Origin of the sequence: Corynebacterium sp. J010B-136, assembly GCF_002967075.1 — a bacterium.
In the GTDB taxonomy this organism is placed as follows: domain Bacteria; phylum Actinomycetota; class Actinomycetes; order Mycobacteriales; family Mycobacteriaceae; genus Corynebacterium.
In genome coordinates, this window is the sequence record NZ_PUGE01000002.1 from 449,664 (window position 1) to 474,055 (window position 24,392).

Annotated in this window: 24 protein-coding genes and 1 tRNA gene; 15 read left to right on the forward strand and 10 right to left on the reverse strand. The window is 56.3% G+C overall.

Translation table 11 applies throughout. From position 1 onward, the window contains the following. The first annotated feature begins 88 nt into the window (after positions 1–88). Positions 89–370: a Crp/Fnr family transcriptional regulator gene (locus C5Y44_RS05405; RefSeq protein ID WP_158255472.1), complete on the forward strand. Its 282-nt coding sequence runs from the start codon at positions 89–91 to the stop codon at positions 368–370. Here the strand turns inward: C5Y44_RS05405 and C5Y44_RS05410 are convergent. After that, positions 367–1,050 carry an IclR family transcriptional regulator gene (locus C5Y44_RS05410; protein ID WP_105323998.1) on the reverse strand — a complete coding sequence of 228 codons (684 nt, stop codon included), beginning with the start codon at positions 1,048–1,050 and terminating at the stop codon, positions 367–369. The two genes, C5Y44_RS05405 and C5Y44_RS05410, sit on opposite strands and share 4 nt — an antisense overlap. Before the next feature lie 49 nt (positions 1,051–1,099). Here C5Y44_RS05410 and leuC point away from each other — a divergent pair, with 49 nt between their 5' ends. From leuC to C5Y44_RS05425, 3 genes are all read left to right on the forward strand, one after another. After that, on the forward strand, positions 1,100–2,548 hold the full coding sequence (leuC, locus tag C5Y44_RS05415; RefSeq protein ID WP_105323999.1) for a 3-isopropylmalate dehydratase large subunit: 1,449 nt from the start codon (positions 1,100–1,102) through the stop codon (positions 2,546–2,548). A gap of 50 nt (positions 2,549–2,598) precedes the next feature. Beyond that, complete coding sequence (gene leuD, locus C5Y44_RS05420; RefSeq protein WP_066794409.1) at positions 2,599–3,210, forward strand: 3-isopropylmalate dehydratase small subunit; 612 nt, start codon at positions 2,599–2,601, stop codon at positions 3,208–3,210. Positions 3,211–3,292: 82 nt separating this feature from the next. Beyond that, the gene (locus tag C5Y44_RS05425) at positions 3,293–4,267 is read left to right on the forward strand and encodes a tellurium resistance protein (RefSeq protein ID WP_105324000.1); all 975 of its coding nucleotides are present in this window, start codon (positions 3,293–3,295) and stop codon (positions 4,265–4,267) included. On the opposite strand, the gene C5Y44_RS05430 is transcribed toward C5Y44_RS05425, so the two are convergent. Next, complete coding sequence (locus C5Y44_RS05430) at positions 4,237–5,211, reverse strand: NUDIX hydrolase (protein WP_105324087.1); 975 nt, start codon at positions 5,209–5,211, stop codon at positions 4,237–4,239. The genes C5Y44_RS05425 and C5Y44_RS05430 overlap by 31 nt on opposite strands. A 152-nt stretch (positions 5,212–5,363) precedes the next feature. Between C5Y44_RS05430 and C5Y44_RS05435 the strand changes: the two genes are divergently transcribed. Then, positions 5,364–6,365, forward strand: a complete 1,002-nt coding sequence (locus C5Y44_RS05435; RefSeq protein ID WP_105324001.1) for an NAD(P)H-dependent glycerol-3-phosphate dehydrogenase — start codon at positions 5,364–5,366, stop codon at positions 6,363–6,365. A gap of 18 nt (positions 6,366–6,383) precedes the next feature. Beyond that, on the forward strand, positions 6,384–7,454 hold the full coding sequence (locus tag C5Y44_RS05440) for a D-alanine--D-alanine ligase family protein (RefSeq protein WP_105324002.1): 1,071 nt from the start codon (positions 6,384–6,386) through the stop codon (positions 7,452–7,454). Positions 7,455–7,563: 109 nt separating this feature from the next. Here the strand turns inward: C5Y44_RS05440 and C5Y44_RS05445 are convergent, their stop codons facing one another. Both C5Y44_RS05445 and C5Y44_RS05450 read right to left on the reverse strand, forming a co-directional pair. Next, positions 7,564–8,577: a DMT family transporter gene (locus C5Y44_RS05445; RefSeq protein WP_233189842.1), complete on the reverse strand. Its 1,014-nt coding sequence runs from the start codon at positions 8,575–8,577 to the stop codon at positions 7,564–7,566. Between the two features lie 4 nt (positions 8,578–8,581). After that, a complete protein-coding gene (locus C5Y44_RS05450) occupies positions 8,582–9,487 on the reverse strand; it encodes a DUF3515 domain-containing protein (protein ID WP_105324003.1) in 906 nt (301 codons plus the stop codon). A 28-nt stretch (positions 9,488–9,515) separates the two neighbouring features. On the opposite strand from C5Y44_RS05450, the gene C5Y44_RS05455 reads away from it, so the two are divergent. The 7 genes from C5Y44_RS05455 to C5Y44_RS05485 are packed head-to-tail and all read left to right on the forward strand — an operon-like array spanning position 9,516 to position 16,375. After that, on the forward strand, positions 9,516–10,511 hold the full coding sequence (locus tag C5Y44_RS05455) for a thiamine-phosphate kinase (RefSeq protein WP_199185982.1): 996 nt from the start codon (positions 9,516–9,518) through the stop codon (positions 10,509–10,511). Next, positions 10,511–11,137 carry a uracil-DNA glycosylase gene (locus tag C5Y44_RS05460; RefSeq protein WP_105324005.1) on the forward strand — a complete coding sequence of 209 codons (627 nt, stop codon included), beginning with the start codon at positions 10,511–10,513 and terminating at the stop codon, positions 11,135–11,137. Before C5Y44_RS05455 ends, C5Y44_RS05460 begins: the two co-directional genes overlap by 1 nt. An 11-nt stretch (positions 11,138–11,148) precedes the next feature. Beyond that, on the forward strand, positions 11,149–12,471 hold the full coding sequence (locus tag C5Y44_RS05465; protein ID WP_105324006.1) for a DAK2 domain-containing protein: 1,323 nt from the start codon (positions 11,149–11,151) through the stop codon (positions 12,469–12,471). 6 nt (positions 12,472–12,477) lie between these two features. Beyond that, complete coding sequence (locus C5Y44_RS05470; RefSeq protein WP_105324007.1) at positions 12,478–14,574, forward strand: ATP-dependent DNA helicase RecG; 2,097 nt, start codon at positions 12,478–12,480, stop codon at positions 14,572–14,574. Between the two features lie 25 nt (positions 14,575–14,599). Then, positions 14,600–15,169 (forward strand): RsmD family RNA methyltransferase, encoded by a 570-nt coding sequence (locus C5Y44_RS05475; RefSeq protein WP_105324008.1) that lies wholly within the window; start codon positions 14,600–14,602, stop codon positions 15,167–15,169. Beyond that, positions 15,162–15,638, forward strand: coding sequence for a pantetheine-phosphate adenylyltransferase (gene coaD / locus C5Y44_RS05480; RefSeq protein WP_105324009.1), 477 nt, complete (start codon positions 15,162–15,164; stop codon positions 15,636–15,638). Before C5Y44_RS05475 ends, coaD begins: the two co-directional genes overlap by 8 nt. After that, positions 15,635–16,375, forward strand: a complete 741-nt coding sequence (locus C5Y44_RS05485; protein WP_105324010.1) for a sulfite exporter TauE/SafE family protein — start codon at positions 15,635–15,637, stop codon at positions 16,373–16,375. The genes coaD and C5Y44_RS05485 overlap by 4 nt, the downstream gene beginning before the upstream one ends. Positions 16,376–16,394: 19 nt before the next feature. Here the strand turns inward: C5Y44_RS05485 and C5Y44_RS05490 are convergent, their stop codons facing one another. The 5 genes from C5Y44_RS05490 to C5Y44_RS05510 all read right to left on the reverse strand — a co-directional run bounded on the left by C5Y44_RS05490 (position 16,395) and on the right by C5Y44_RS05510 (position 20,262). Beyond that, positions 16,395–17,162, reverse strand: a complete 768-nt coding sequence (locus tag C5Y44_RS05490) for an amino acid ABC transporter ATP-binding protein (protein WP_105324011.1) — start codon at positions 17,160–17,162, stop codon at positions 16,395–16,397. Continuing rightward, positions 17,155–18,072, reverse strand: coding sequence for an amino acid ABC transporter permease (locus tag C5Y44_RS05495; protein WP_105324012.1), 918 nt, complete (start codon positions 18,070–18,072; stop codon positions 17,155–17,157). Before C5Y44_RS05495 ends, C5Y44_RS05490 begins: the two co-directional genes overlap by 8 nt. Beyond that, complete coding sequence (locus C5Y44_RS05500) at positions 18,069–18,962, reverse strand: ABC transporter substrate-binding protein (protein ID WP_105324013.1); 894 nt, start codon at positions 18,960–18,962, stop codon at positions 18,069–18,071. The genes C5Y44_RS05495 and C5Y44_RS05500 overlap by 4 nt, the downstream gene beginning before the upstream one ends. Beyond that, entirely contained in the window at positions 18,963–19,811 is an 849-nt protein-coding gene (locus C5Y44_RS05505) for a DUF368 domain-containing protein (protein WP_105324014.1), read from the reverse strand. It abuts the gene before it with no gap. A gap of 76 nt (positions 19,812–19,887) precedes the next feature. Beyond that, the gene (locus C5Y44_RS05510; protein ID WP_105324015.1) at positions 19,888–20,262 is read right to left on the reverse strand and encodes a family 17 glucosidase; all 375 of its coding nucleotides are present in this window, start codon (positions 20,260–20,262) and stop codon (positions 19,888–19,890) included. A gap of 92 nt (positions 20,263–20,354) precedes the next feature. Here C5Y44_RS05510 and C5Y44_RS05515 point away from each other — a divergent pair, with 92 nt between their 5' ends. Continuing rightward, positions 20,355–21,557, forward strand: coding sequence for an amidohydrolase (locus tag C5Y44_RS05515; protein ID WP_105324016.1), 1,203 nt, complete (start codon positions 20,355–20,357; stop codon positions 21,555–21,557). Positions 21,558–21,617: 60 nt separating this feature from the next. Here C5Y44_RS05515 and C5Y44_RS05520 read toward each other — a convergent pair. Continuing rightward, positions 21,618–21,691: transfer RNA gene (locus C5Y44_RS05520), tRNA-Leu, on the reverse strand. A 101-nt stretch (positions 21,692–21,792) separates the two neighbouring features. On the opposite strand from C5Y44_RS05520, the gene polA reads away from it, so the two are divergent. Beyond that, on the forward strand, positions 21,793–24,387 hold the full coding sequence (polA, locus tag C5Y44_RS05525; RefSeq protein WP_233189859.1) for a DNA polymerase I: 2,595 nt from the start codon (positions 21,793–21,795) through the stop codon (positions 24,385–24,387). Positions 24,388–24,392 lie beyond the last annotated feature (5 nt).

Sequence of the window (24,392 nt, forward strand, 5' to 3'; positions counted from 1 at the left end):
CTGATGGTCGGGATGGACAAGATCGTCCATGCCGAGGGCGCATTGTGTGAGTTGCGCACGCGCGTGGTGGAGAACCTGTTTTCTTGTCATGACAGAGAAAAACCGCAAGATGGAAGAACACTTGCGGTTGGTTTCATTGAAATCTTTACGCAGCCGGTTAGAACTTTTCTTGAAAGCACAGTCGCTCAGGTTCAACTTTTCGATGTTTACGGTGCCCATTAGCCGGCAGGAGATGGCGGAGCATCTACATGCGGATAGGGCAGCGCTATCGCGTAAATTATCGCGTATGAAAGCAGAAAGCCTCATTGATTATCACCGCAACAGCTTTAGGCTGTTGCGGATTAACGCCCTTGAATCTGCGGCGGTTTAAAGATTAGCGCTGAGCTTTCCGGCTGCTTCAAGTAGTTGCGTGCCGAATTTCTTAAAAGGAGAAGGCTTAAAGCGGTCGACGGAGCCGGAGATGGATAGCACCGCGGCGAGTTGGCCGTTGGAGTCCATGATGGGGGCAGAAACAGAAGCAAGGCCTGCTTCGCGCTCTTCGACGGATTCGGAGTAGCCTGCACGTCTAGCGGCATCGACGTCATCTTGGCTAAAGGTTGCGCCGTCGATGGTGATCTCAGCAAAAGCGGCGATCACGCGGGCTGCAGAACCAGAAGTCAGCGGTAGTTGGCTGCCCACAGGCACAACGTTGTGTAGGCCTTGGCTGGGTTCGGCGGTAGCCACGCAGGTACGGGTGGTTTCTGTCCACTGATATAACTGAATGGATTCGCCGGTATCTTCCATTAGCTGATCCATAATTGGCTTAGCGCTGGTGAGCAGATCATTGCGGTTGCCAGGAAATGCGGAGCCGATGGTCCATTTGCCTTCGGGGGTACGTGCAACCAGCCGGTGTGCTTCTAAAGCTGTGGCCAGACGGTGTGTGGTTGCCCGTGGCAGGCCGGTGGTTTCGCACAAATCACTGAGCGTTGATGGTTTGTTGGCGGCGGCCATCATAATCGCTACTGCGCGATCGAGTACCTTAATGCCAGAAACTGCGCTATAATCTCCCATATATTGAAACATACGTCCCAATTAGTGAGATTTCAAGTGGAGTGATGAAATGTCCGAGAAATTGACGCTGGCAGAAAAGGTGTGGCGCGACCACGTTGTTACCAAAGGTGAGAACGGTGCGCCAGACCTGATTTATATCGATTTCCAGCTGTTGCACGAGGTTACCAGCCCACAGGCCTTTGACGGTCTGCGCTTGGCCGGACGAAAGATGCGCCACCCCGAGCTGCATCTGGCAACCGAGGACCACAACGTGCCAACCTTGGGAATTAAAACCGGTAACTTGCTGGAAATCATCGATAAGACTTCCCGTACCCAGGTATCTACGCTGCGCGATAACTGTGAGGAATTTGGTGTGCGTCTGCACTCCATGGGCGATGAACAGCAAGGCATTGTCCACACCGTTGGTCCTCAGCTGGGCATTACCCAACCCGGTATGACCATTGTGTGTGGTGACTCGCATACCTCTACCCACGGTGCTTTTGGCTCTATTGCGATGGGCATTGGTACCTCTGAGGTTGAACACGTTATGGCTACCCAGACCTTGTCGTTGAAGCCTTTTAAGACCATGGCTATTGAAGTCAAAGGTGAATTAAAAGAAGGCGTATCTGCCAAGGACTTGATTTTGGCAATTATTGCCAAGATTGGCACCGGCGGCGGCCAAGGCCACATTATCGAATACCGCGGTGAAGCGATTCGCAAGATGTCCATGGAAGCACGCATGACTATTTGCAACATGTCCATTGAGGCAGGCGCTCGCGCGGGCATGGTCGCACCAGACCAGATTACTTATGACTATGTCGAAGGCCGCGAGTTCGCACCGAAGGGTGAGGACTGGGACAAGGCAGTTGAATACTGGAAGACCTTGCCAACTGATGAAGGCGCAGTCTTTGACACCGTCGTGGAAATTGACGCTGATGAGCTGACCCCATTTGTTACCTGGGGTACCAACCCTGGTCAGGGTCTGCCATTGGGTGCTGTTGTACCAGACCCAGAAGATGCTGGCGATGACAATGAGAAGTCAGCTATCTCCAAGGCGCTGGAGTACATGGACTTGACCCCAGGTATGCCGCTGCGTGATATCTCCATCGATACTGTTTTCTTGGGCTCGTGCACCAATGCACGTATCGAAGACCTGCGTGCAGCCGCAGAAGTGGTAGAAGGCCGCACGATTGCCGCTGATACCCGCATGATTGTTGTGCCGTCGTCTGAGGTTGTAAAGAAGCAGGCTGAAGATGAAGGCCTGGATAAGATCTTCACCGACTTTGGTGCGGAATGGCGTACCGCAGGCTGCTCGATGTGCTTGGGCATGAACCCAGATCAGCTGAAGCCAGGTGAGCGCTCCGCGTCGACCTCAAACCGTAACTTCGAAGGCCGTCAGGGCCCTGGCGGACGTACCCACTTGGTCTCCCCATTGGTTGCAGCAGCTACTGCTGTTACCGGTCACTTGTCTTCGCCAGCTGACTTAGATCCGCGCGAGCCTGCCGCGCAGGCCTCTTAAGACACCCGGCTACCAATCAGGCTACGAAGACGAATAAGGAGAAGTAAGTTATGGAAAAGTTCACCACGCACACCGGCATTGGCGTTCCACTGCGCTATTCCAATGTGGATACCGACCAGATCATCCCAGCGGTCTACCTCAAGTCTGTCAAGCGCACGGGCTTTCAAGATGGCCTGTTTTCTAACTGGCGCAAGGATGAGAACTTTGTACTGAACCAGGAGCCATACAAGAATGGCTCGGTGCTATTCGCTGGCGCGGACTTCGGCACGGGTTCTTCGCGTGAGCACGCAGTGTGGGCTTTGGGAGATTACGGCTTCAAGGCGGTATTTTCCTCCCGCTTTGCTGATATTTTCCGCGGCAACTCCGGTAAGGCTGGCATGCTGACCGGCTTGATGGAACAAGAAGACATTGAGCTGATCTGGAAGCAGCTGGAATCCGGCGATACGGAAGTCACCGTCGATTTGGAAGCACGCACTGTCACCGTCGGTGGCAATGTCTACAGCTTCGACATTGATGACTACACCCGCTGGCGCTTGATGGAAGGCCTCGACGACATCGGGTTGACCCTGCGCGATGAGGATGCTATCTCCAACTTTGAAAACAAGCGTCCTGCATTCAAACCAGCAGTGGCACCAGGCTCTGGTCCGGTGGCTCAGGTTTAAGTTGATTGAAACTTGTATAAAACTTATGCCCCAGGGAATATACCCTGGGGCATAAACTATTGCGAGTACTACTATGAATAAAATGTCCCACACCCCTGATCCCTCTGGCGAAGCAGAGCGCAGCGACGCGAATGCGCAGCGCTCGCTTATCCCACCGGCAGGTCCATCCTGGACTGGGTCGCTGATGGGAACCTCGATCATTGCTGCATTGCTTGCCATTCACGGGCAAGCTGCCGTGGGGTTGGTCTTTGCGGTCATTGGTACCGGTATCTTCGCCGTCACGCTTTATGGATTGGTGCGTTATCGCAGCCCGCGCTTTTTACCGGAGTACATGGGTCCGTGGGGAATGTTTGCCATGGGTGTTATCTCCCTGGGCTCGGCGTGGACAGCTATTAGCGGGGATTCGCTCTATCAGCTCATTGGTTATCTCACCGGCGGGCTGGGCGGATTTATCATCGCGTTAAATCAGTGGCGCAAATTTATCGGCTTACCGAATTTCCAGTGGGGATTAGCCTTGGTAGTACCCATGGTGGCGGCAACTAATGCCGCGCAGCTGGGTTTTATTGGGCTGGGCCGATTTGGTTTCATCCTCGTGTGGATTATCGGCGTACCGGTCTTTGTTTATGTGTACTTCGCGCTGATGCGCCGACGTACAACCATTCCGGTGCTCTTGGGGCATACCGCGTGGATTCCGGTGGGGGTTGTTGGGCAATCCACAGCGGCTGCGCAACTGCTTTTCCCGCAAGGATTTGGGCTGGCTTATGCCACGGTCATGTTGCCGCTGGGTGCTGCGGCAAGTGTCTTCGCGCTGTATCACGAATTTCGCACTGTACGCGCCTGGGCGCCCTATAACCCCGCTTGGTGGGGCGCAACGTTTCCCGTGGGCACCATGAGCCTGGGCACGCACTTTGTTGCAGAAAATGCCCAGCTGCCCATCTTTGATCTCATCAGCCAGATTTTCTTAGGCTTGTTGATCTTCAACTGGTGCCTGTGCGCTGTGCGCTTTGGATTCTGGTTCTCCCAGTCCTATCGCACAGGCAAGGGCGAAGCTAAGTAATCAGCGCCGATGAGCTCGCCTTCTAAGAAGCTCAAAACCCATACGGAAGCTTTCTTTACCTTCAAATCCTCGGTGTCCATAAACGCAGGCGCATAAGACTCAATCACCGAAGGAATAGTCAGTCCTTGGGAGACTACGATCGGGGTGCCGCCGCGCGCGACGATGGATTTAAAGGCCAGAAGGGCTTTGGAGGGTTGGTCTAACCAGGCGTCATCGCCAAGCAAGGCGTCAACGTGCACGGGAAGATTGAGCTCATCGGCAATGGGCGCGGCTGTGTTCAAACAGCGATCCGGGGTGGCGGAATAAATCGCCGTGGGCTGATAGGGGCTAAGCTCCGCAATGAGCATTTCTGCCTGCCTGCGGCCCTTTTTATCCAGCGGGCGCAAATTATCATCCCCGCTCCAATTCTTGCGGTTATGCGCGCGAGCATGGCGAACATAGAGCACCAAAGCATCAGGAATCAGCTGCAAGCGCTTGGCGGCCTTATCCAGCACGTCTTCATCGAGTTGGTAGGTCACGCGCTCGCGGGCCTGCTCAATGGGCATCCAGACCAATTCATCGGCTTCTTCATTCGGGGTAAATTCGCCAGATAGCACCTGGGCTAGCCAGTAGTAGACCACTTTGGTGCGGCCTTGGACCGGGTAGGTGACCTTGCCAACGAGTTTGCCGAGCTTGACCTTGTAGCCGGTTTCTTCCCACAACTCGCGCGCGACGGTGGCGGGCAAGGATTCGCCGGGGTCTACTTTGCCCTTGGGCAAAGACCAGTCGTCATAGTGCGGGCGGTGAATGAGTGCCACCTCGGGGGCAGCGGGGTTCCCGCGCCACAAAATAGCGCCGGCAGCCAGGGTGGTGCGTTTGAACTCAGCCTTGGGATCTACAGGAACGTGCTGCAAGCGGCCGGAGATGAAAGACTTCGAGGAGATGTCCTTATCTGTTTCATGCATGTCTTTAACCTTGGGTGTCTTGGCCACTTTATGCTCCTTTGGGGGTGATTGCTTCATCCATATCCTAAACCCTGTCGGGTAAAGAGTCAGGGTAAAGCGCGTGCATGTTTTATGATGGGTTGCGTACTAACGGTGCAATGAAAGGTGAATGAATGGCACAGGTGGCTGTGATGGGTGCGGGTTCGTGGGGAACCACGCTGGCGAAAGTCTTTGCCGACGCCGGCAGTGACGTACGCCTGTGGGTTCGGCGCCCAGAATTAGCCGAAGCCATTGCTACCTCGCACATCAATGCGGACTACCTGCCTAATATTTCGCTGCCTGAATCCATTGCCACCACCACCGATGCCCAAGAAGCCTTGCGTGGGGCAGATATCGTGGTCTTTGCTGTGCCCTCGCAGGCGATGCGCGTTAACTTGGCAAACTGGAACGCAGATTTGCCTGCCGATGCCACCTTGGTGTCCATTTCCAAAGGTATCGAGAAAGAAACCTTTAAGCGCATGAGCGAAGTCATTGCCGAGTGCACTGGCGCATCACCGGAGCGCATCGCGGTGCTCTCGGGCCCGAACCTCGCGCGCGAAATCGCTGAGAAACAAGCCGCGGCGACTGTGATTGCGTGTCCGGATGAACAGCGGGCGAAGGCCGTGCAGCAAGCCGTGGCGACGTCCTATCTGCGTCCCTATACCAATACCGATGTTATCGGTTGTGAAATTGGCGGCGCGTGTAAAAACGTCATCGCGCTGGCCTGCGGTGTGGCTACCGGTATGGGCATGGGCACTAACACCATGGCAACGCTTATTACCCGTGGGCTTGCGGAGATTACCCGCTTAGGCGAAGCCCTTGGCGCGGATTCGCGCACCTTTGCCGGGCTCGCTGGGTTGGGTGACTTGGTAGCTACCTGTACTTCCGAGCTTTCGCGTAACCGCACCTTTGGTTTCCGCCTGGGCCAGGGCGGAAGCTTAGAAGAAGCAGCGGCTGCTACCAATGGGCAAGTTGCTGAAGGCGTGATTTCTTCGGCCTCGATTTACCGTCTCGCCAGCGATCATGGCGTGGATATGCCGTTGACCCAAGCAGTCTTTGGGGTGTGCCATAAAAACCTTTCGGCGGAAGACATGGTGATCGCTCTGATGGGTCGCAGCAAGAAGTCTGAAGTTTAATCGCTAGACTAACGGGCTATGACTTCGAAAACCCGCGTAGCTGTCATCTATGGTGGCAAAAGTACTGAGCACTCTGTTTCTTGCGTAACTGCCGGCGCCATTATGAACAATTTGGACCCCCAGCGTTATGAGATTGTTCCCATCGCCATTACCCGTGAAGGCACCTGGACTATTGGTGTTACTGAGGGTTTGGAGATTAAAGATGGCAAGTTGCCAGAGGTAGAAGAAGCCGATGAATTGACTGTTTCTTTAAATCCACAAGGTGCAGGCCAGATTCACAATGTCACCCGCGGGACCTTGCACGCTGAAGTAGATGTGGCTTTTCCTGCACTGCATGGTGTCAACGGTGAAGATGGCACCATCCAAGGCGTCTTTGAAATGGCCGGCATTCCTTATGTAGGCCCAGGCGTTATGGCTTCGGCAGTAGGCATGGACAAAGAGTTCATGCGAAAGCTGATGGCGGCTGAAGGCCTGCCCGTTACCCGCGATGTTATCTTGCGTGGGCGTACCGAACTGACTGAGGAAGAAAAGGATTTCTTAGGCCTGCCAGTCTTTGTAAAGCCTGCCCGCGGTGGCTCTTCCATCGGTGTATCCAAGGTGTCTTCCTGGGATGAGCTCGACGCGGCTATTGCTGAAGCTGCGAAGAGCGATGACAAGGTCATTGTCGAAGCAGAACTTATCGGCGCTGAAGTCGAAGTAGGTGTTCTCGAATACCCCGACGGTAAGTTGGTGGCTTCTGTGCCTGCGAAGCTCAACGGCACCGAAGATTCCGAGGAAGGCTTCTACGGCTTTGACACCAAATACCTCGATAACACCGTCACCGCGACCATCCCGGCACCTTTTGATGATGACACCATCAAGTCCATCCAGGACCTTGCGATCGAAACCTTCAAGTCACTTAACTGCGAAGGCCTCTCACGCATTGATTTCTTTGTCACCGACAACGGCCCGATGATTAACGAAATCAACACCCTGCCGGGCTTTACCCCGATTTCCATGTACCCACAGGTCTTCTTAGCCTCCGGTGTCAGCTACCCAGAGCTACTAGACACCCTGCTGGCCACAGCGCTAGCCAAAGCGCAACGTTAACTCGCATCAAGTGCTCGTTAACGCAGTACAATGTAGCGCTCATCAACTCAAAAGCAGAGTTAAGTGCTCGTTAACTTTAAGATTTGAATGGCGGTAGTTAGCTTTAGTGCTAGCTACCGTTTATTTTTGCCCGGGGTCTGCGCGTAGCAGGGCCAAGTGAGAGCACGAGCAGTGCTGCGCCGATTGCGACCATGCCAATCCAGCCGATGGGAGCTAGGCGTTCACCGACGATGAAGACTGCGAGGATAGCGGCGATGGCGGGTTCAGCAAGTGTCAGCGTGGTGGCAGCGCTTGCGGTGACACGCGTGAGGCCATAACCAAAGAGTAGGTAGCCTACGAACATGGGGATTATCGCCATGTACGCGCCAACTGTGAGGGTGCGTGCGTTGGTCAGTAGCGGCGCGCCGGTTGCGAGAAGCACGGGCATAAGGGCAAGCCCACCAAGACCGAAGATGGCACCCATGCCGGCGGCGCGTCCGATGGTGCCGCGGTCTGTTCGGCCAATGAGATTATGTGCGCTGAAGGAATATAGCGCGTAGGTAAACCCGGCGATTAGCCCTAAGACAATGCCAAAGATGGTGGGCCAGGTTTCACTGGGAGCGTTGTGCATCTTCGCTAGGCACAAGAGTGTGCTGCCAGTGATACCGAGCGTGGCGGCAAGCATCCACCAGCGGCTGAGTTTTTGCTTTTCAATGATGCGCTCTAATAAGCCAGAGGCAATGGGCGCGGAGCCCAGGGAGACCACTGTGCCAATGGCGACACCGGCAAGATGCATGGAGCTATAAAACGCTAGTGGGTAGATAAAGACGCCTATGGCACCGGTGATGATGGTGCCAATATTTGCCCGTAATGCTGCCCGCGCGCGGTATAGCGCCGGCAAGGCGATAAGTGCTTGAAGTAGTCCGCCAATGCCTAATGCCGCAGCACCCATGGCAAGCGGGCCTACTTCTGGGGCGAAGGTTGCAGCGGTTCCCGTTGTACCCCAGAGTCCAGCTGCACCAAGCACGGCAAGAGTTCCCAGCAACGTGCCCGCCGGCTTAGTGGGCGACTGCGTGCTACGCGGTTGCGGCGTGCGTGGCTGCGGTGAGCGCTGCTGTTGGGAGCGTGGCTGCGGGGCAGACAAGGTCTTAGTCTTGCTCGTCGGTGTTGGCAGTGATGACTCCGCCTAGTTCCACAAGAGCGGTGTTGGCGACATCCTGTGGGGCGCTGACGGCAATGTCAGTTTCACGGCCTAGCGCAAACCAGGTGCCGGCGGTGGTGCCTTCGCCCAAGGTGGTGTCTTGGAACCACGGGATCTCATTGATCTGCTGCAGCTGTGCACCGGCCTCATAACCTTCTGGTGGGGCAACGCCACAGCGGATAACAACGGGCTCGCGGCCTTCGGCACCCCAGGCGGCGGTGTTATCTTCCGTGACGTCGAAACGCTCGTAGTCTTCACCGATAGTGTCAGGCAGGGCTTCCATCAATGGAGAACAGACCTCAGCATCGGTTGCTGGATCCAGCTGGGACAGGGGAGCAGGACGTGGTGCTTGGGGGTCTTTGCTGAGAACCTCCAAAGCCTGGCTCAGGCCCTTGGGCTTTTCATCAGTATGGGTGGTGACTGCAACCGCTGGGGTGTAGTCGGTGTTGTACCAGGTGGTCAGCGTAGAGCCTTCGGTCATATCGCGAACTTCTAGCCACTGGGAGCCATCGATATCAACGGTTTGGGAATAGTCGGTGTACTGCAATGGCATATCCACCCCACAGCGTAAGACCGTGGCCATGGAAGAAATATCGGCCCATGCCGCCACGCCATCGGGAGCAGGCTCAACCAACTCAGAGCGCTTTTGACCCATCATCCGCTCAGGCAGATTCTCCACAAGCTCCGCACACTCAGGCAGGGATGCATCAGGGGAGTCAATCGCACTGACTGAAACAGGTTGTCTTGCCACATTTTCAAAGTAGTATTTTGTGCCAAACAACACGCCAACCACTAAAGCTAAAGACAGCCCAAGTGAAACATAAATAGCCGGGCGATTAAATTGGGTATTCATAAAGCCACATGTTACTGAAAGGCAATCTGTGAAAAATACTCCGACCCTCCGTGAGGTAGGCGAACACGGTGTGATTCAAGAAATCATCGCCGCCGCGCCCAGTTCCCTCAACGGAGATGACGCCGCCGTACTTTTGCCCATGGCGCCCAATTCGCGCACGGTGGCTACAACAGACATGTTGGTTGAAGGAAGACACTTTCGCCTAGATTGGTCCACACCCTACCAAGTCGGCATGAAAGCCATTACCCAAAACTATGCCGATATCGAAGCCATGGGCGCACGCCCCATCGGTGCGCTCATGGCGCTAGGTGCGCCTTTAGATACCCCGGTGTCAGTAGTGCGCGAGATCGCAGAAGGCATCGCTAAGCGAACCGGCGATTACAACACGGAGCTGGTCGGCGGCGATGTCACCCAGGCGGAGAAGATCACCGTCTCTGTCACCGCCATTGGCGCACTCGGCGGGGATAGAGAACCCTTAGCCCTAAGCGCTGCGCGCGCCGGGCAAAAGGTTGTAGCCCACGGCAAAATCGGATGGTCGGCTGCCGGGTGGGCATTGCTGGAACGCTTTGGCACCAAGCTTCCTGATTCCTCGCTGCAGCCACTGGTAGAATTTCACTGCGCACCAGTCATCGACCCCGGCCGCGGGGTGATTGCGCGAGCCACGGGCGCAACCGCGATGACGGATAACTCGGATGGGTTAGTCCATGACCTTACGACCATCGCTAAACGCTCAGCGGTGAAGATCAATATCTTTACCGACGCGGTAGCCCCCGATGAGCTACTGGTTCGCGCCGGCGAGCTTTTAGACCACGACCCATGGGATTGGGTCCTAGCTGGGGGAGAAGACCACACCCTTTTAGGTACCACCATGAAAGATGCCCCTTCAGGCTTTCGCGTGATTGGCGAAGTTACCCGTCGCAATGGCGATGGGGTGCTGACCATCGATGGGCAACCCGCGCGCTATTCCACCGGTTGGGAGTCCTTCCCCAGCGATAGCTTTCCCAGCTCGCTGAAGGAGGACTAATGCACCCTGACTGGCAACCTATTATCCAACCAGCGCTCGATAAGATCAGCCCGGATATCTACGGGCCCAGCACGCTGCCGGCACGCGATGATGTCATGCGTGCTTTTGATCTTGCACCCAGCGACGTCAAAGTCTTAATCCTTGGCCAAGACCCCTACCCGACACCCGGGCATGCCATGGGGCTGTCTTTTTCCACCCAACCCGGTGTGCGCCCGCCGCGCTCTTTGGTCAATATCTACGCTGAACTCGAATCAGACCTAGACCTTGTTCTCAGTGATGCCGGCCGCGCTGATGGTGACCTCACCAGTTGGTTTAACCAAGGCGTGATGTTATTAAACCGCGTGCTTACCGTAGAAGCAGGAAATGCTGGCTCACATAGGAAAATGGGCTGGGAAGAAGTCACCGAAGCCGCCATTCGCGCACTCAACCGCCCGGAGCTCGTCGCCATTTTATGGGGCAAAGACGCCCAATCCGCCGCACGCTTTATCCCAGATGCCACCATCATCGCCTCCCCACACCCATCACCGCTGTCAGCGCGCCGGGGCTTTTTCGGATCGAAGCCTTTTTCGCGCGCGAATGAGGCGTTGGTTCAGGCCGGCGAGGTAGCCATCGACTGGCAATTGTAGACTTAAGCCTCATGGCTATAAACCACATTGACGCACCCACGCTTCATGCGTGGGCGAAGCGATCCGTGGCAGAGCTTTCCCTGCGCCGCGCCGAGTTAAATCAGCTCAACGTCTTTCCCGTTCCTGATGCTGATACCGGCTCGAATATGGCGCACACCATGGAAGCAGCGCTGGCAGAAGCAGACAAAGGCGGGGATGTTGCTGAAGCGCTCGCCATTGGCTCCGTGCGCGGGGCGCGGGGAAATTCCGGCATGGTGTTATCGCAGGTGCTGCGCGCGGTGGCTGATTCCACCGCTGATTCGCATATCGATGCAACCACTTTGGTGGATTCTTTAAAGCTCGCGGTGGATTTAGTAGACCGCGCGATTGCCCAGCCGGTTGAAGGCACGGTGGTCTCCGTGCTCAAGGCGGCGGCACAAGCCGCTGAACAAGCACTGGAGCACACGAAGGTCTTGGTCGAAGTACTCACCATTACCTGCGATGAGGCAGCTAAGGCTTTGGCCAATACGCCCTCGCAGTTGGAAGTCTTGCGCAAAGCCGGCGTGGTCGATGCCGGGGGAGCCGGCCTGGTTATCTTGCTCGAGTGCTTGCTGGCGGAAGTATCTGAAACTGAGCCGCGCGAAGGTATCGCTATCCCGGAAAGCGTCTTCGAGATGGAAGTGGTGTTTTATTACTCCGGGGACATCGACAAGTTAGAAGCTGCGATTGCGCCCTTGGGCGATAGCCTGGTCATCGCGCGTGCTACGGAGACAGAAGCCAATATCCACATCCATACCCTCGCTGCCGGGGAGGTCATTGAAAAGGCCTTTGGGCTTGGTCAGGTTAGTAACCTGCGCTTAGAGGTGCTTCCGGCCAAGGTGGTCGCAGCAGAGCCGCTTGTCGATGACACCCCGCGGGTTTTAGTCTCCACCCGCGACGCCGAATTGGCGAAGCTTTTTAGCTCCATCGGTGCAACGATCTATAAAGCCGGGATGGAACTTAGCCCGGAAGATATTTTTGTCGGCACCCCGCGCGGGATTGATCTCGGCGGCGCGCAGGTCGTGCCCGTGCACAGCAACGTAGAAGCACTCGCGGCGATTTCGGTCTATGCGCCCGATGCTGGTGCGGTGACCGCGATGACTGAAGTCGCCGCGGCTATGCGCGTGGATAGGCCCAGCGATGAAACCGTCGGCGCGATATTGGCGTGCTGCCATGACCTGCTGCGCGAAGGCGATGAGCAGATGACCATCCTTACCTCGCTGACCCTAGATACTGAGCAATTATCGCGACAGCTGGGGGTAGAAGTCATCGCGGTGAAGGTACCCGGCCTGCGCACCGAAATCGGGGTAGAATAACAGCTCATGTTGGGGTGGAGCGATGACCGGCCATTATCTGCCGTGCTGCCGGGCAAGGTAGCCAAGGCACTAACGAAAAGTTTCGGGTACACCACCTGCGGGCAGCTGCTGTTAAATCACTATCCGCGCGATTACATCCGCCAGGGTAAAAACTTCCGTGCCTTCGCGGAACGAGAAGCCCCCGAAGGCGCCTTTATCACTGTCTCTGGCACGGTGACGTGGATTTCTAAGCGCCCGACTTCTAATGGCTTTGTCCTCAATGTCACCGTTGATGATGCCTACACGGCTGTCTTCTTCAACGGCATCTGGCAAGAACGCGTGCTGCAAAAGGGCGTGCGCGTGCTCTTTTCAGGCAAGCTGAAATTCTATAATCGCCAGGCACAGTTGCAGCATCCCGAGTTTTTAATCCTTGATGCTCCACCGGGGTCTACGGCGGTGTCCAAGCGCTGGGGCGGAACGCTGAAGGCGATTTCGCAGTTCGTCGATGTTGAAGAACTGTTGCGCGACCGCGAATGGTTACCGGTATACCCGGCGTCCTCGACGCTGAAGACCTGGACCATCATGGCGGCAGTCCACCACGTGTTAGAGACGATGCCGCCGGTGGAAGACCCACTGGATATTTCCGATCTCACCTTCGACAAAGCCCTGCGTGATATCCACGAGCCCGGCCCTGAAGGCCCCCAGCGCGCCATTGATCGACTCAAATACAACGAGGCATTGGGCATTGGCCTTGTGATGGCGCTGCGCAGGCGCGATACCAAGCACTGGCGTGCGTTTGCGCTGCCGCCAGCAGATGATGGCTACCGCGCGGAGATGTTAGCCAAGCTGCCTTTTGCGCTCACGGATGGCCAGCAGCGCGTGATTCGCGATATTGACCGCGACATCACACGGCCTGAACCGATGACCAGGCTTTTGCAAGGCGAGGTCGGCTCCGGTAAGACACTCGTCGCGGTGGCCGCGATGCTCTCTGCTGTCGACGCGGGCCACCAAGCAGCCTTGCTTGCACCTACGGAAGTCCTCGCGCACCAGCACGCGCGCTCTATCGCGGCGATGCTGCCAGAAGATATCCGGCTGACCGTACTATCCGGTTCGATGAAAGTCGCCGAAAAGCGCCAGGCGTTGCTCGATATTGTCTCCGGCCAAGCCGATATTGTCATCGGCACGCATGCGATCATTCAAGACACCGTGGAGTTTTTCTCCCTCGGTTTCGTTGTCATCGACGAGCAACACCGCTTTGGTGTTCAACAGCGCGATTCTTTGCGTCTGAAAGCCCCCGAAGGCACCTTCCCACACGTTCTGGTGATGACGGCAACGCCGATTCCGCGCACCATCGCGATGACGGTCTTTGGCGACTTGGAAGTCTCCTCGCTGCATGAGCTACCCGGTGGGCGCAAACCCATCCAATCCTCGGTGGTGCCAGAGGGCAAGCCCGTGTGGGTCAGGCGCGCGTGGCAGCGCATCCGCGAAGAAGTTGCCGCGGGACACCAGGCTTATATCGTCTGCCCACGCATTGAAGGCGAAGGCGGCGTATTAGAGCTCGCGGAGGAACTGCAAAACGGAGTTCTTGCAGGTTTGCGGATCATGGTGCTGCACGGGCGCATGGACGATAAGGATGAGCGCATGGCAGCCTTTGCCCGTGGGGAAGTAGACGTGCTGGTCTCCACCACGGTCATCGAAGTCGGCGTGGACGTTGCCAACGCGACTGTTATCTTGATCCGCGAATCTGAGAACTTTGGCGTCAGCCAGCTGCACCAGCTGCGCGGGCGTGTCGGCCGTGGCGGCAATGCCTCATTGTGTCTCTTCCACACACTTAGCGCACCGAATAGCCCGAGCTTGGAACGCATCAATAAGATCGCTGCGACCGCCAGCGGCTTTGAGCTGACCGAACTCGACATGGACTACCGCCGCGAAGGCGACGTGCTAGGTACCCGCCAGTCAGGCCGTCAGCGCACCTTGCAGCTGCTGGACTTAAACGAGGACCTGCTCATTATTGAGCGCGCCTATGAAGATGCCTACCAGCTGGTGGAAGATAACCCTGAGCTGGCTTTTGAGCTGACAGCGGAGATTCGGGAAAAAGAGCAGGAATACTTAGACAAAGCCTAAAACCCGATGCGTTAGGGTATATGTCATGACCAGAATCATCGCCGGCCAAGCCCGTGGTCGCACCATCACCGTGCCCGAAGAAGGCACCAGACCCACCTCCGATAGAGCCCGCGAAGGGCTATTTTCTTCGCTCGCTGTGCGCTGGGGTTTTGAAGGCTCCTACGTACTCGAGCTCTTCGCCGGCTCCGGCGCACTCGGCCTTGAAGCCGCCAGCCGCGGTGCGGAGGAAGTCCACCTGGTGGATGCCAGCGAGCTCGCTGTGAAGCACATGACCAACAACGCGAAGGTCGTTGGCCACCCCAAGGTGTATATCCACCAGATGAAAGCCGGCACCTATCTCGACCGAGCTCCGCGTGAGCATTTCGATATGGTGCTCGCCGATCCGCCCTATGGCTTCGACGATGTTGATGGCCTTATTGCCAAACTCGCCCCGGTGCTCGCAGATCGTGCCATAGTGGTCATCGAGAGGCAGGTGGATAGCCCAGAGCCTAACTGGCCCGAGGAATTCACACCCACCGGCCAAAAATTAAAGAAGCGCACCTACGGCATCGCTCGCATGGACATGGCCATTTTTGAAAGGAATACACATGACTAAAGCAGTCTGCCCCGGCTCTTTTGACCCGATGACCTTAGGCCATCTCGACATCTTCCACCGCGCCGCAGCGCTTTTCGATGAAGTCACGATCTTAGTTACGGGCAACCCGAATAAGCAGTCCGGGCTGTTTAGCATCTACGAACGCGTGGACCTGATCAAAGCGGCCATTGACCTGCCCAATATTAAGGTTGATTACTGGGCCGGATTGCTCGTCGACTACACCACGGCGCACGGTATTGATTCCATCGTGAAGGGGCTGCGCTCCTCGCTGGATTATGAATATGAGCTGCCCATGGCGCAGATGAATAAGCGCCTCTCTGGCATCGATACCGTGTTATTGCTTACCGATGAAAAATACGGCTACATCTCCTCCTCGCTGTGCAAGGAAGTGGCCAAATACGGCGGGGATATCTCCGGATTTTTCCCTGAACCTGTGGCACAAGCCGTGCTGGAGAAATACCGGGTATGATTATTGCGCTAGCTGTCTTCGCCGCCATTGCCGTGGGCTCGTGTATGCAACGAGTCTCCGGCATGGGAGTGGGCCTGATTTCCGGGCCGATCTTGTCCCTGATTCTGGGACCGGTCGAAGGCATCATGGTGCTCAATATTCTTGCCTGCATCAACGCGGGCGCCACCACTATCGTCGTGCGCAAAAACGTCGTGTGGTCCCAAGTCGTTCTCTTGGGCTCTGTTTTAGTTTTAGGCTCAGTGCCCGCGGCCTTTCTCATCGCCGCGATGGACACCGCACCGCTGTTGATCCTCGTCGGAGTCTCCCTGCTGATTGCACTCGCCGTCGTGACCCTCGGCAAAAACTATGTGCCCACAATTAACGGGCGTGGTCCAGGCCTTGTCGCCGGCGTTATCGGCGGGTTTACCAACACGCTCGCTGGGGTAGCAGGGCCCGTCTTTACTGTGTACTTCTCGGCCGCACGATGGGCACAAGCAAATCTCGCGGCGACCATGCAGCCGCTCTTTATGCTCGGCGGCGGCATCTCTTTTACCGTCAAAGCACTCGTTGGCGCGGCTGCTATCACCAGCATCGACTGGTTGGTCTGGCCCGCAGGCGCACTCGGCATGCTCGTCGGTATTAGCTTGGGCTCATTAATTTCCCATAAGATCGAACAAGCGGCAGCCCGGAAGTTCTCACTCCTCGTAGCTGCCGCTGGTGCCATCGCCGCTGTTATCCGCGGTGTGACATCACTTTAAAAGCATTATTTTAAAGTCATCACTTAAGAAGCGACGACAAAAACTCTTTCGTCCTCGGCTGCTGTGGATTATCCAGCACCTGTTGCGGAGTGCCCATTTCCACCACGGAGCCATCAGCCATAAAGACCACCTTGTCGGCGACCTCTTTGGCAAAGCCCATCTCGTGGGTTACCACGATCATGGTCATGCCACCTTTGGCCAAGTCCTTCATCACGCGCAAAACTTCGCCGACGAGTTCAGGGTCCAGGGCCGAGGTAGGCTCATCGAAAAGCATGAGCTTGGGCTCCATCGCCACTGCACGCGCAATTGCTACGCGCTGTTGCTGACCACCAGACAGCTGCACTGGATACGCATTGGCCTTGTGCGCTAGACCTACCTGGTCGAGCAGCTCCATGGCCTTCTTCTTGGCCTCTGCAGGTTTTACACCCTTGATGTGAATCGGGGCCTCAATAATATTTTCCAGCGCCGTGCGGTGGCTGAAAAGGTTAAAGGACTGAAAGACCATGCCGATGTGCTGGCGCTGCAGCGAGGCATCCTTTTCAGAAATCTCATAGAGCACGCCGTCGCGCTCGCGGTAACCAACGAAGTTACCGTCGACATAGAGGCGGCCGGCGGTGATCTTTTCCAGGTGGTTCACACAGCGCAGGAAAGTCGACTTACCGGAACCTGAAGGGCCAATCAGGCACATAACCTCACCGGGTTCAACCGTGAGATTAATACCTTTGAGTACCTCGAGTTGGCCGAAAGACTTGTAGACGTCAATGGCTTCTACCATGGGCTTATTCATTGCGGTTGACCTCCGGGATAACGGATACGTTGCGCGGGATGGTGCCTTCAGCGTCGGCTAAAGCGGCCAGCTGGCGCGAAGTTAATTCGCGGGTAGCGCCTTTTTCAAAGTACTTCTCCAGGTAGTGCTGGCCGACCATGAAGATGGACGTGATGACCAAGTACCAGGTTGCGGCGACCAGCAGCAGGGGAATGGGCTCGAATAGTGCTGCGGAAATATCCGTGGCGCGGCCGAAAATCTCATGGGTATAAGGAATCGCGACAACCAGCGAGGAGGTCTTCAGCAGCGAGATGAACTCATTGCCCGTGGGCGGGATAATGATGCGCATGGCTTGTGGCATCACGGTGCGGCGCATGGTCATCCACCAGCCAAAGCCCAAGGCCTTCGAGGCTTCCTTCTGGCCCTCAGGCACGGAAGAAATACCGGAGCGGACAATCTCTGCCATGTAAGCGGCTTCATTAAGACCTAAGCCCACAACCGCGAGGAAGAAGGCGGAAGAGAGCACGCCTTCGAGCGAGATCTCGGCAAAACCTAGGTTGATGGACTGATACAGCGCACCGAGTAGGCCCCAGAACACCAGCTGGACATAAATTGGGGTGCCACGAAAGACCCACAGGAATACCCAGGAGACTGCGCGCAGCACGGGGTTGGGGGACATGCGCAGCACCGCTAAGATGCCGCCGCCGACAACACCGATGATCATCGCGAGGAAGGTAATCGCCAGCGTGTGCAGCGATGCAATAGCGATACGGGTATCCAGGAGATACGCGAAGTAGGTATCCCAGCCGTAGGCTTCATTGCGGGCCGCGCCGATTAAAAACCACGCTGCGAGAGCCAGGATGATGACGGCGAAGGTCCAGCGCCACGGGTGGCGTAGCGGCTTGGCTTCAATCCTTTCAGGAGTACTCAAAATTGGGGCCTTTCATTAATCATTGCCGTATCGATAAGGCCGTCTTCAATACCCCACTGGGCAAGAATGCGGGCATAATCTCCGGTTTCAATTAGGTGTTGGAGGGCAGCGGCCATAGCTGGGCCGTAGTCAGAATCTTTGGCAACAGCCATGCCATAAGGGGCAGCTTCAAACATGTCGCCGACAAGTTCTAGCTTGTCATCGGAACGGTTGACCGCATAGGCGGTCACAGGGGAGTCCGCTGAGAAAGCATCGGCGCGACCGGTTAACGCGGCAATAGCTGCGTTATCGGAGGTGTCATAGCTTAAGATTTCAATTTCGTCTTCGCCGTTGTCGACGCAGTCTTGCGACTTAGGCCGCACATCGTCGGTTTCAGAGACGGTGGTGCGCTGGACAGCAACAGTGAGCCCGCAGGGGTTTGCTGGGTCGACTTGCTTGCTTGTCGATGTCGGCTGCGCCCACTGAATACCCGCATACAGGTAGTTGACGAAGTCGAAGTTCTGGCGACGTTCTTCTGTATCCGTAAAGCCAGAGACGCCAATATCAAGTTGTCCGCCTTGAATTGAGGGCAAAATCATGGCGAAGTCTTGCTCAACGGGACGAAATTCTAGTCCCATGACCGATGCCATAGCGCGCGCGAGATCCATCTCCACGCCGACGATTTGGCCCGAGTCAGACTTGAACTCAAAAGGCGCAAAGGGCGGGTTGGTGCCAGCGGTGAGTACGCCGTCGGCGTCATCGACCATGGCGGCGATTTCATCGACACGCTCTGGAGTAATCTCTTCCCAGCCATCGGGCAGGGCGGGTTCCGTGTTGGTTACGCAGGCAGACAGCAGTGCGCCAGAGGCCAAGACGGACGTGGCGAGCGCGGTGATTTTCTTGGCGCTCATTTATTTCACTGCCTGTGCGCTGTGTGCTTGGGCGGTCTTTTTGACTGCAATGCGGTAATCGGCAATCAAGAATGCCAGAACGATGGCAATGCCCAGAACAAACATTCCGATCATCGGCAGAAGGGATGCGTCCTGGTCCTCACCGAATGGCCACAGCGCGCGCAGGGAGCCGAGCAAGAAGCCGGTCATGACAAAGAGCGTGGGGCTGCGGTGGTTGTCCAGCAGGTAGTTCAAAAAGCGCACGATAAAGACCACGCCGCACAATGCACCTGCCATAAAGACCAAGATGACTGCGATATCTAATTCAGAGACCGCGCGCAGAACAGGCTCGTACATACCCAGCATCAACAGCACCAAAGAACCAGAAGCGCCTGGCATAATCAGCGCACAAATTGCGATAGTTGCCGCAAGGAAGACGAAGATCAGATTCGGGTCTTCAACCTGGTTAGAGGTAAAGCCGGTGACGATGAAGATAAACACCGCCGAGGCCAGCGCAAAAAGGTAATACTTCGGGTTGCGGCGGTCTTGCTTGTCAATCATGGAAAACGGTACCCACACCGAAATGAGCACCATGCCGGCAAATAACGAGTGCGATAGCGAGAAATTGCCTGCCACAAAAGTGGAGATGATGCCAGAGAGCCCAAAGACTGCAGCGACCATACCCAGGCCGATGAAAGCGATGAAAAGCCACTCCACCTGAGCGAATTTACGCTTAATAATCTTGTCTGCATTGTGCAACGCGCGCTCGTAGATGCCGATGATAAGTGCTACGGTGCCGCCTGAAATACCCGGCGACAATTCCGCCGCGCCGATGAGCGCGCCCCGAATTAAATTGAGAATATGCTGCAATTCAAACCCCTTAACGTGTCTAGATCAACGTCTCACGCTACACGTTTATGCGCATAAAAATTAATCCCAACGCGCATTATCCACGTAGGAAGGGAGCAATGTCATAGAGATCGAAATCTGGCAGATTCGGGGCAATGACCGATCCATAAATAGAACCTAGAATCGCCCACACGCCCACGGCGATAACCACATCGAGCAACGCTGCTTGCCCAGGATTTTCTTCGGCCCCATCTTTAGCGTCCGAGGAGAGTTCGCCTCCACGGACGGCGGAGGAGAGGTCATCAACCTTCAGCTTCGACGAGAATCCTTCGATGTCGACCTTCGAGGAGAGGTCTGCTCCTTTGACTGCGGAGGACAGTTCTTCGACCGGATTCGCATGAGCGGTAGCTACGCTTAGCGGAGTGAGGGTCACAGCGGCGGCGGTGATGACAGCAGCGAGTTTTGTGCGCATATTTATAAGCTCCTGAAGATATTCTGAGAATTTTCTCCCTTATCTTAATCAAGCCTGCCCCCCGATGAGCAGCAAGGCGTATTTTTGGGACCATGATTAATACTGATTTGAGTACCCAAGCACGTGAGAAAATGCTCTCCACCTACCGGCACTTGCACCAAAACCCCGAGCTTTCCATGCAGGAATATAAGACGCAGGAGTTCATTGAAAAAGAACTCGACGATATCGGCCTAGAACACTTCCGCTGTGGCGGCACCGGCGTGGTCGCCATCGATAAAAATGGCGACGGCCCCACGGTGGCTTTTCGCGCGGACACCGACGGTTTGCCGATTGAGGAGCAAACGGGCGTGGAGTATGCATCGACAAGCACTGGCAAATTAGACGGTGCCACCGTGCCCGTGATGCATGGCTGTGGCCACGACAGCCACGTCACTGCCGCACTGACCGCCGCGCGTTTGATTCACGAACAACGTGACGCCTGGTCCGGCACGATTGTGTGGATCTTCCAGCCGGCGGAAGAAACCGCCGAAGGCTCCCGCGCCATGGTCGCCGATGGCCTATGGGATAAAGCGCCCAAGCCTGCGATCGTCTTAGGCCAGCACGTCTTTCCTTTTGAATCGGGCACGTTGCACTACACGCTCAATGCTGCGATGGCTGCGGCCGATGCGCTGAAGATTACCCTCTACGGCGAACAAGCTCATGGCTCCCAGCCGCAAGATTCCATCGACCCGATTGTGCTGGGCGCGCATATTGTCACCCGCCTGCAAACCATCGTCGGCCGCGAAATCGCGCCGTTGGATTCCGCCGTGGTCACCGTGGGCACCTTCAATTCCGGGCTGAAAGAAAATATCATCCCGGACCGCGCGGAGCTTAAGCTCAACATCCGCACGCTAGAGCCTGCCGTGCGCGAGAAAGTCCTGTCCGCGATTACCCGCATTGTCAATGCCGAGGCCGAAGCCTCTGGCGCACCGCAGCCTGATATCGAGGAAATCTATACTTTCCCGCAACTGAAGAATGACCCTGAAGAAGGCGCGAAAGTTGCGGAAGCCCTGCGCGCGGAGCTCGGCGAGGACAAAGTCATCGAAACCCCACCGCTGATGGGCTCTGAGGACTTTGGCCACCTGGCTGACTCCATCGATGTCCCCAGCATGTTCTGGTTCTTCGGCGGGGCAGCAGCCGATGATGCTAACCCGGCGAAAAACCACTCGCCGCGTTTCTTGCCAGTAGAGGACCCCACGCTAGAAACCGGCGTGCGTGCAGCAATTGCGGCCATTGGCGCATACGTTGCCCGCTAGCTCGTAAAACATAGAAAAATCCTCGCAAACTCAGGAAAGTTTGCGAGGATTTTTCTATCGTGCCCCTGGTGAGACTCGAACTCACACTGGACGGGTTTTGAATCCGTTGCCTCTGCCAATTGGGCTACAGGGGCTGACATGAAAGATACTATCTTAAGTAGTTCGCAAAAATAAAATCGTGCCGTCTACACTGGTAAACGTGACTTCAAAGCTACTTCTTATTGACGGCCATTCCATGGCATTTCGCGCGTTCTACGCATTGCCGGTGGATAAGTTCTCTACCTCCGGCGGGCAGCACACCAATGCTGTCTATGGATTCATGTCCATGATGGCGACCTTGTTAGGCGATGAAAAGCCAGATTCCATTGCCGTTGCCTTTGACGTAGGCCGCAAGACTTTCCGCACGGAGATGTTTCCGGAGTACAAGGCGCAGCGTGAATCCGCACCCGAAGAATTTAAGGGCCAGGTAACCATTATTCGTGATCTCCTCGACAAGGCAGGCATTACTACGTTGTCGCGCGAGAATTTCGAAGCCGATGATATTTTGGCCACCCTGGCTACGCAGGCCAGCGACATGTCAGGTTTTGAAACCCTCATCGTCACCGGCGACCGTGACTACCTGCAGCTGGTCAACGACTCCACCACGGTGTTGTACCCCATGCAGGGCGTATCCAAGCTGCACCGCTTTACTCCGGAGGCAGTGGAGGAAAAATACGGGCTGACACCTCAGCAGTACCCGGATTATGCGGCGCTGCGCGGTGATAACTCCGATAACCTCCCCGGCGTGCCCAAGGTCGGGGAGAAGACTGCGCTGAAATGGATTCTGCAGTACAACGACTTAGAAAATCTGCTTAACCACGCCGACGAGATTAAGGGCGTGGTGGGCAATAACCTGCGCGAGCGCATCGAGCAGGTGCGCTTAAACCGCACGCTGACGCAGATGATCACCGATATGGACTTAGAAGTCGGTCCAGCAGACTTGGCGTTTCGCCCCGTCGAGAGCGCTACCATCGCAGAGCTTTTCGATGAACTCGAATTCGGCGGCAACCTGCGCGAGCGCGTCGTCGATGCGTTCCCGAATATCGAAGGCAGCATGCCGGAACCCGAAAATGACGTCAAGGTCAACGTCACTGACAAGAGCGTTGCCGAGTGGCTGAAGGATAAAAGCGGCGTAGCAGTGTTCATCACCGGCGATGGCCGTCCTGGCCAAGGTGATGCCACGAGCATTTCGCTCGTCGATGACTCCTTTGACGGCCTCCACATTGAACTTGCCGACCTCAGCGCCGAAGATGATAAAGCCCTTGCAGGCTGGCTGGAATCGGATGCCGAGAAGTACCTGCACGAGGCCAAAGCCGCCTATCACATGCTCAAAGGTCGCGGCATTGAGCTCAACGGCATCGCGCATGACACTGCACTGGCCGCATACTTGCTACGTCCTGGCCAACGCACCTATGAGCTTCCCGATGTCTACCAGCGCCACCTGCGTAAGACCCTGGAAGCGTCCAGCGAGCAGTTGTCACTTCTCGATGACACCGGCGGCATCGATTCCGCAGCCGCCATCATGGAACTAACAGTTGAGCTAACCAAGCTTTTGCAAGAAATCGATTCCTACCAGCTCTACGCTGAGCTGGAGATTCCACTGGTGTCCATCTTGGCCAAGATGGAAGCGACCGGCATCGCTGTTGATATCGACACTTTGGAATTGCAGCAGGAGGTCTTCGCCAACCACGTCGAGGCCGAAGAAAAGGCCGCGCGTGAGCTCGCTGGCGATGACAAGCTCAACCTGAATTCGCCCAAGCAGCTACAAACCGTGTTGTTTGAAACTTTGGACCTGCCGAAGACCAAGAAGACCAAGACCGGTTATTCCACGGCGGCGAAAGAAATTGAGCAGCTCGCGGTGAACCACCCGCACCCCTTCTTGGACCACTTGCTTGCGCACCGTGAGTACCAAAAGCTCAAGACCACGCTTGAGGGGCTCATTAAGACCGTGCAGTCCGATGGACGTATCCACACCACGTTTAATCAGACGGTGGCGTCGACGGGACGTTTGTCTTCGACGGACCCGAACCTGCAAAATATCCCGGTTCGTACCGAATCCGGACGGACGATTCGCTCGGCATTCATCGTCGGCGAAGGCTACGAGACTTTGCTGACGGCTGACTACTCGCAGATTGAAATGCGCGTGATGGCGCACCTGTCCCAGGACCCAGGTTTGATTGAGGCATACAAGGAAGGCGAGGACCTACACAACTACGTCGGCTCCCGCGTCTTCGATGTGCCGGTCGACCAAGTCACCCCTGAACTGCGCCGCCGCGTGAAGGCTATGTCCTATGGTCTAGTCTATGGCCTTTCTGCATTCGGTTTATCCCAGCAGCTGTCCATTCCTGCCGGCGAGGCGAAGAAGATCATGGAAGCCTACTTCGACCGCTTCGGTGGCGTGAAGAAGTACCTCGCGGACGTGGTCGATCAAGCCCGCAAGGACGGCTACACCGCTACGGTCTTTGGCCGTCGCCGCTACCTACCGGAGCTGACCTCCGATAACCGCCTCGCCCGCGAAAACGCCGAGCGCGCCGCACTCAATGCACCGATCCAGGGCACCGCCGCGGACATCATCAAGGTCGCGATGATTCGCGTGGACAAAGCCCTCGAAGGCTTCAAGTCGCGTGTGCTGTTGCAGGTGCATGACGAATTGGTCGTCGAAATTGCTCCCGGTGAGCTCGCCGAGGTGCAGGAGATTGTGGAGCGGGAGATGGATGCATCGATTAGCTTGCGCGTCCCACTCGAAGTCTCTGCCGGCACCGGCGATAACTGGGACGCTGCCGCGCACTAAAAACC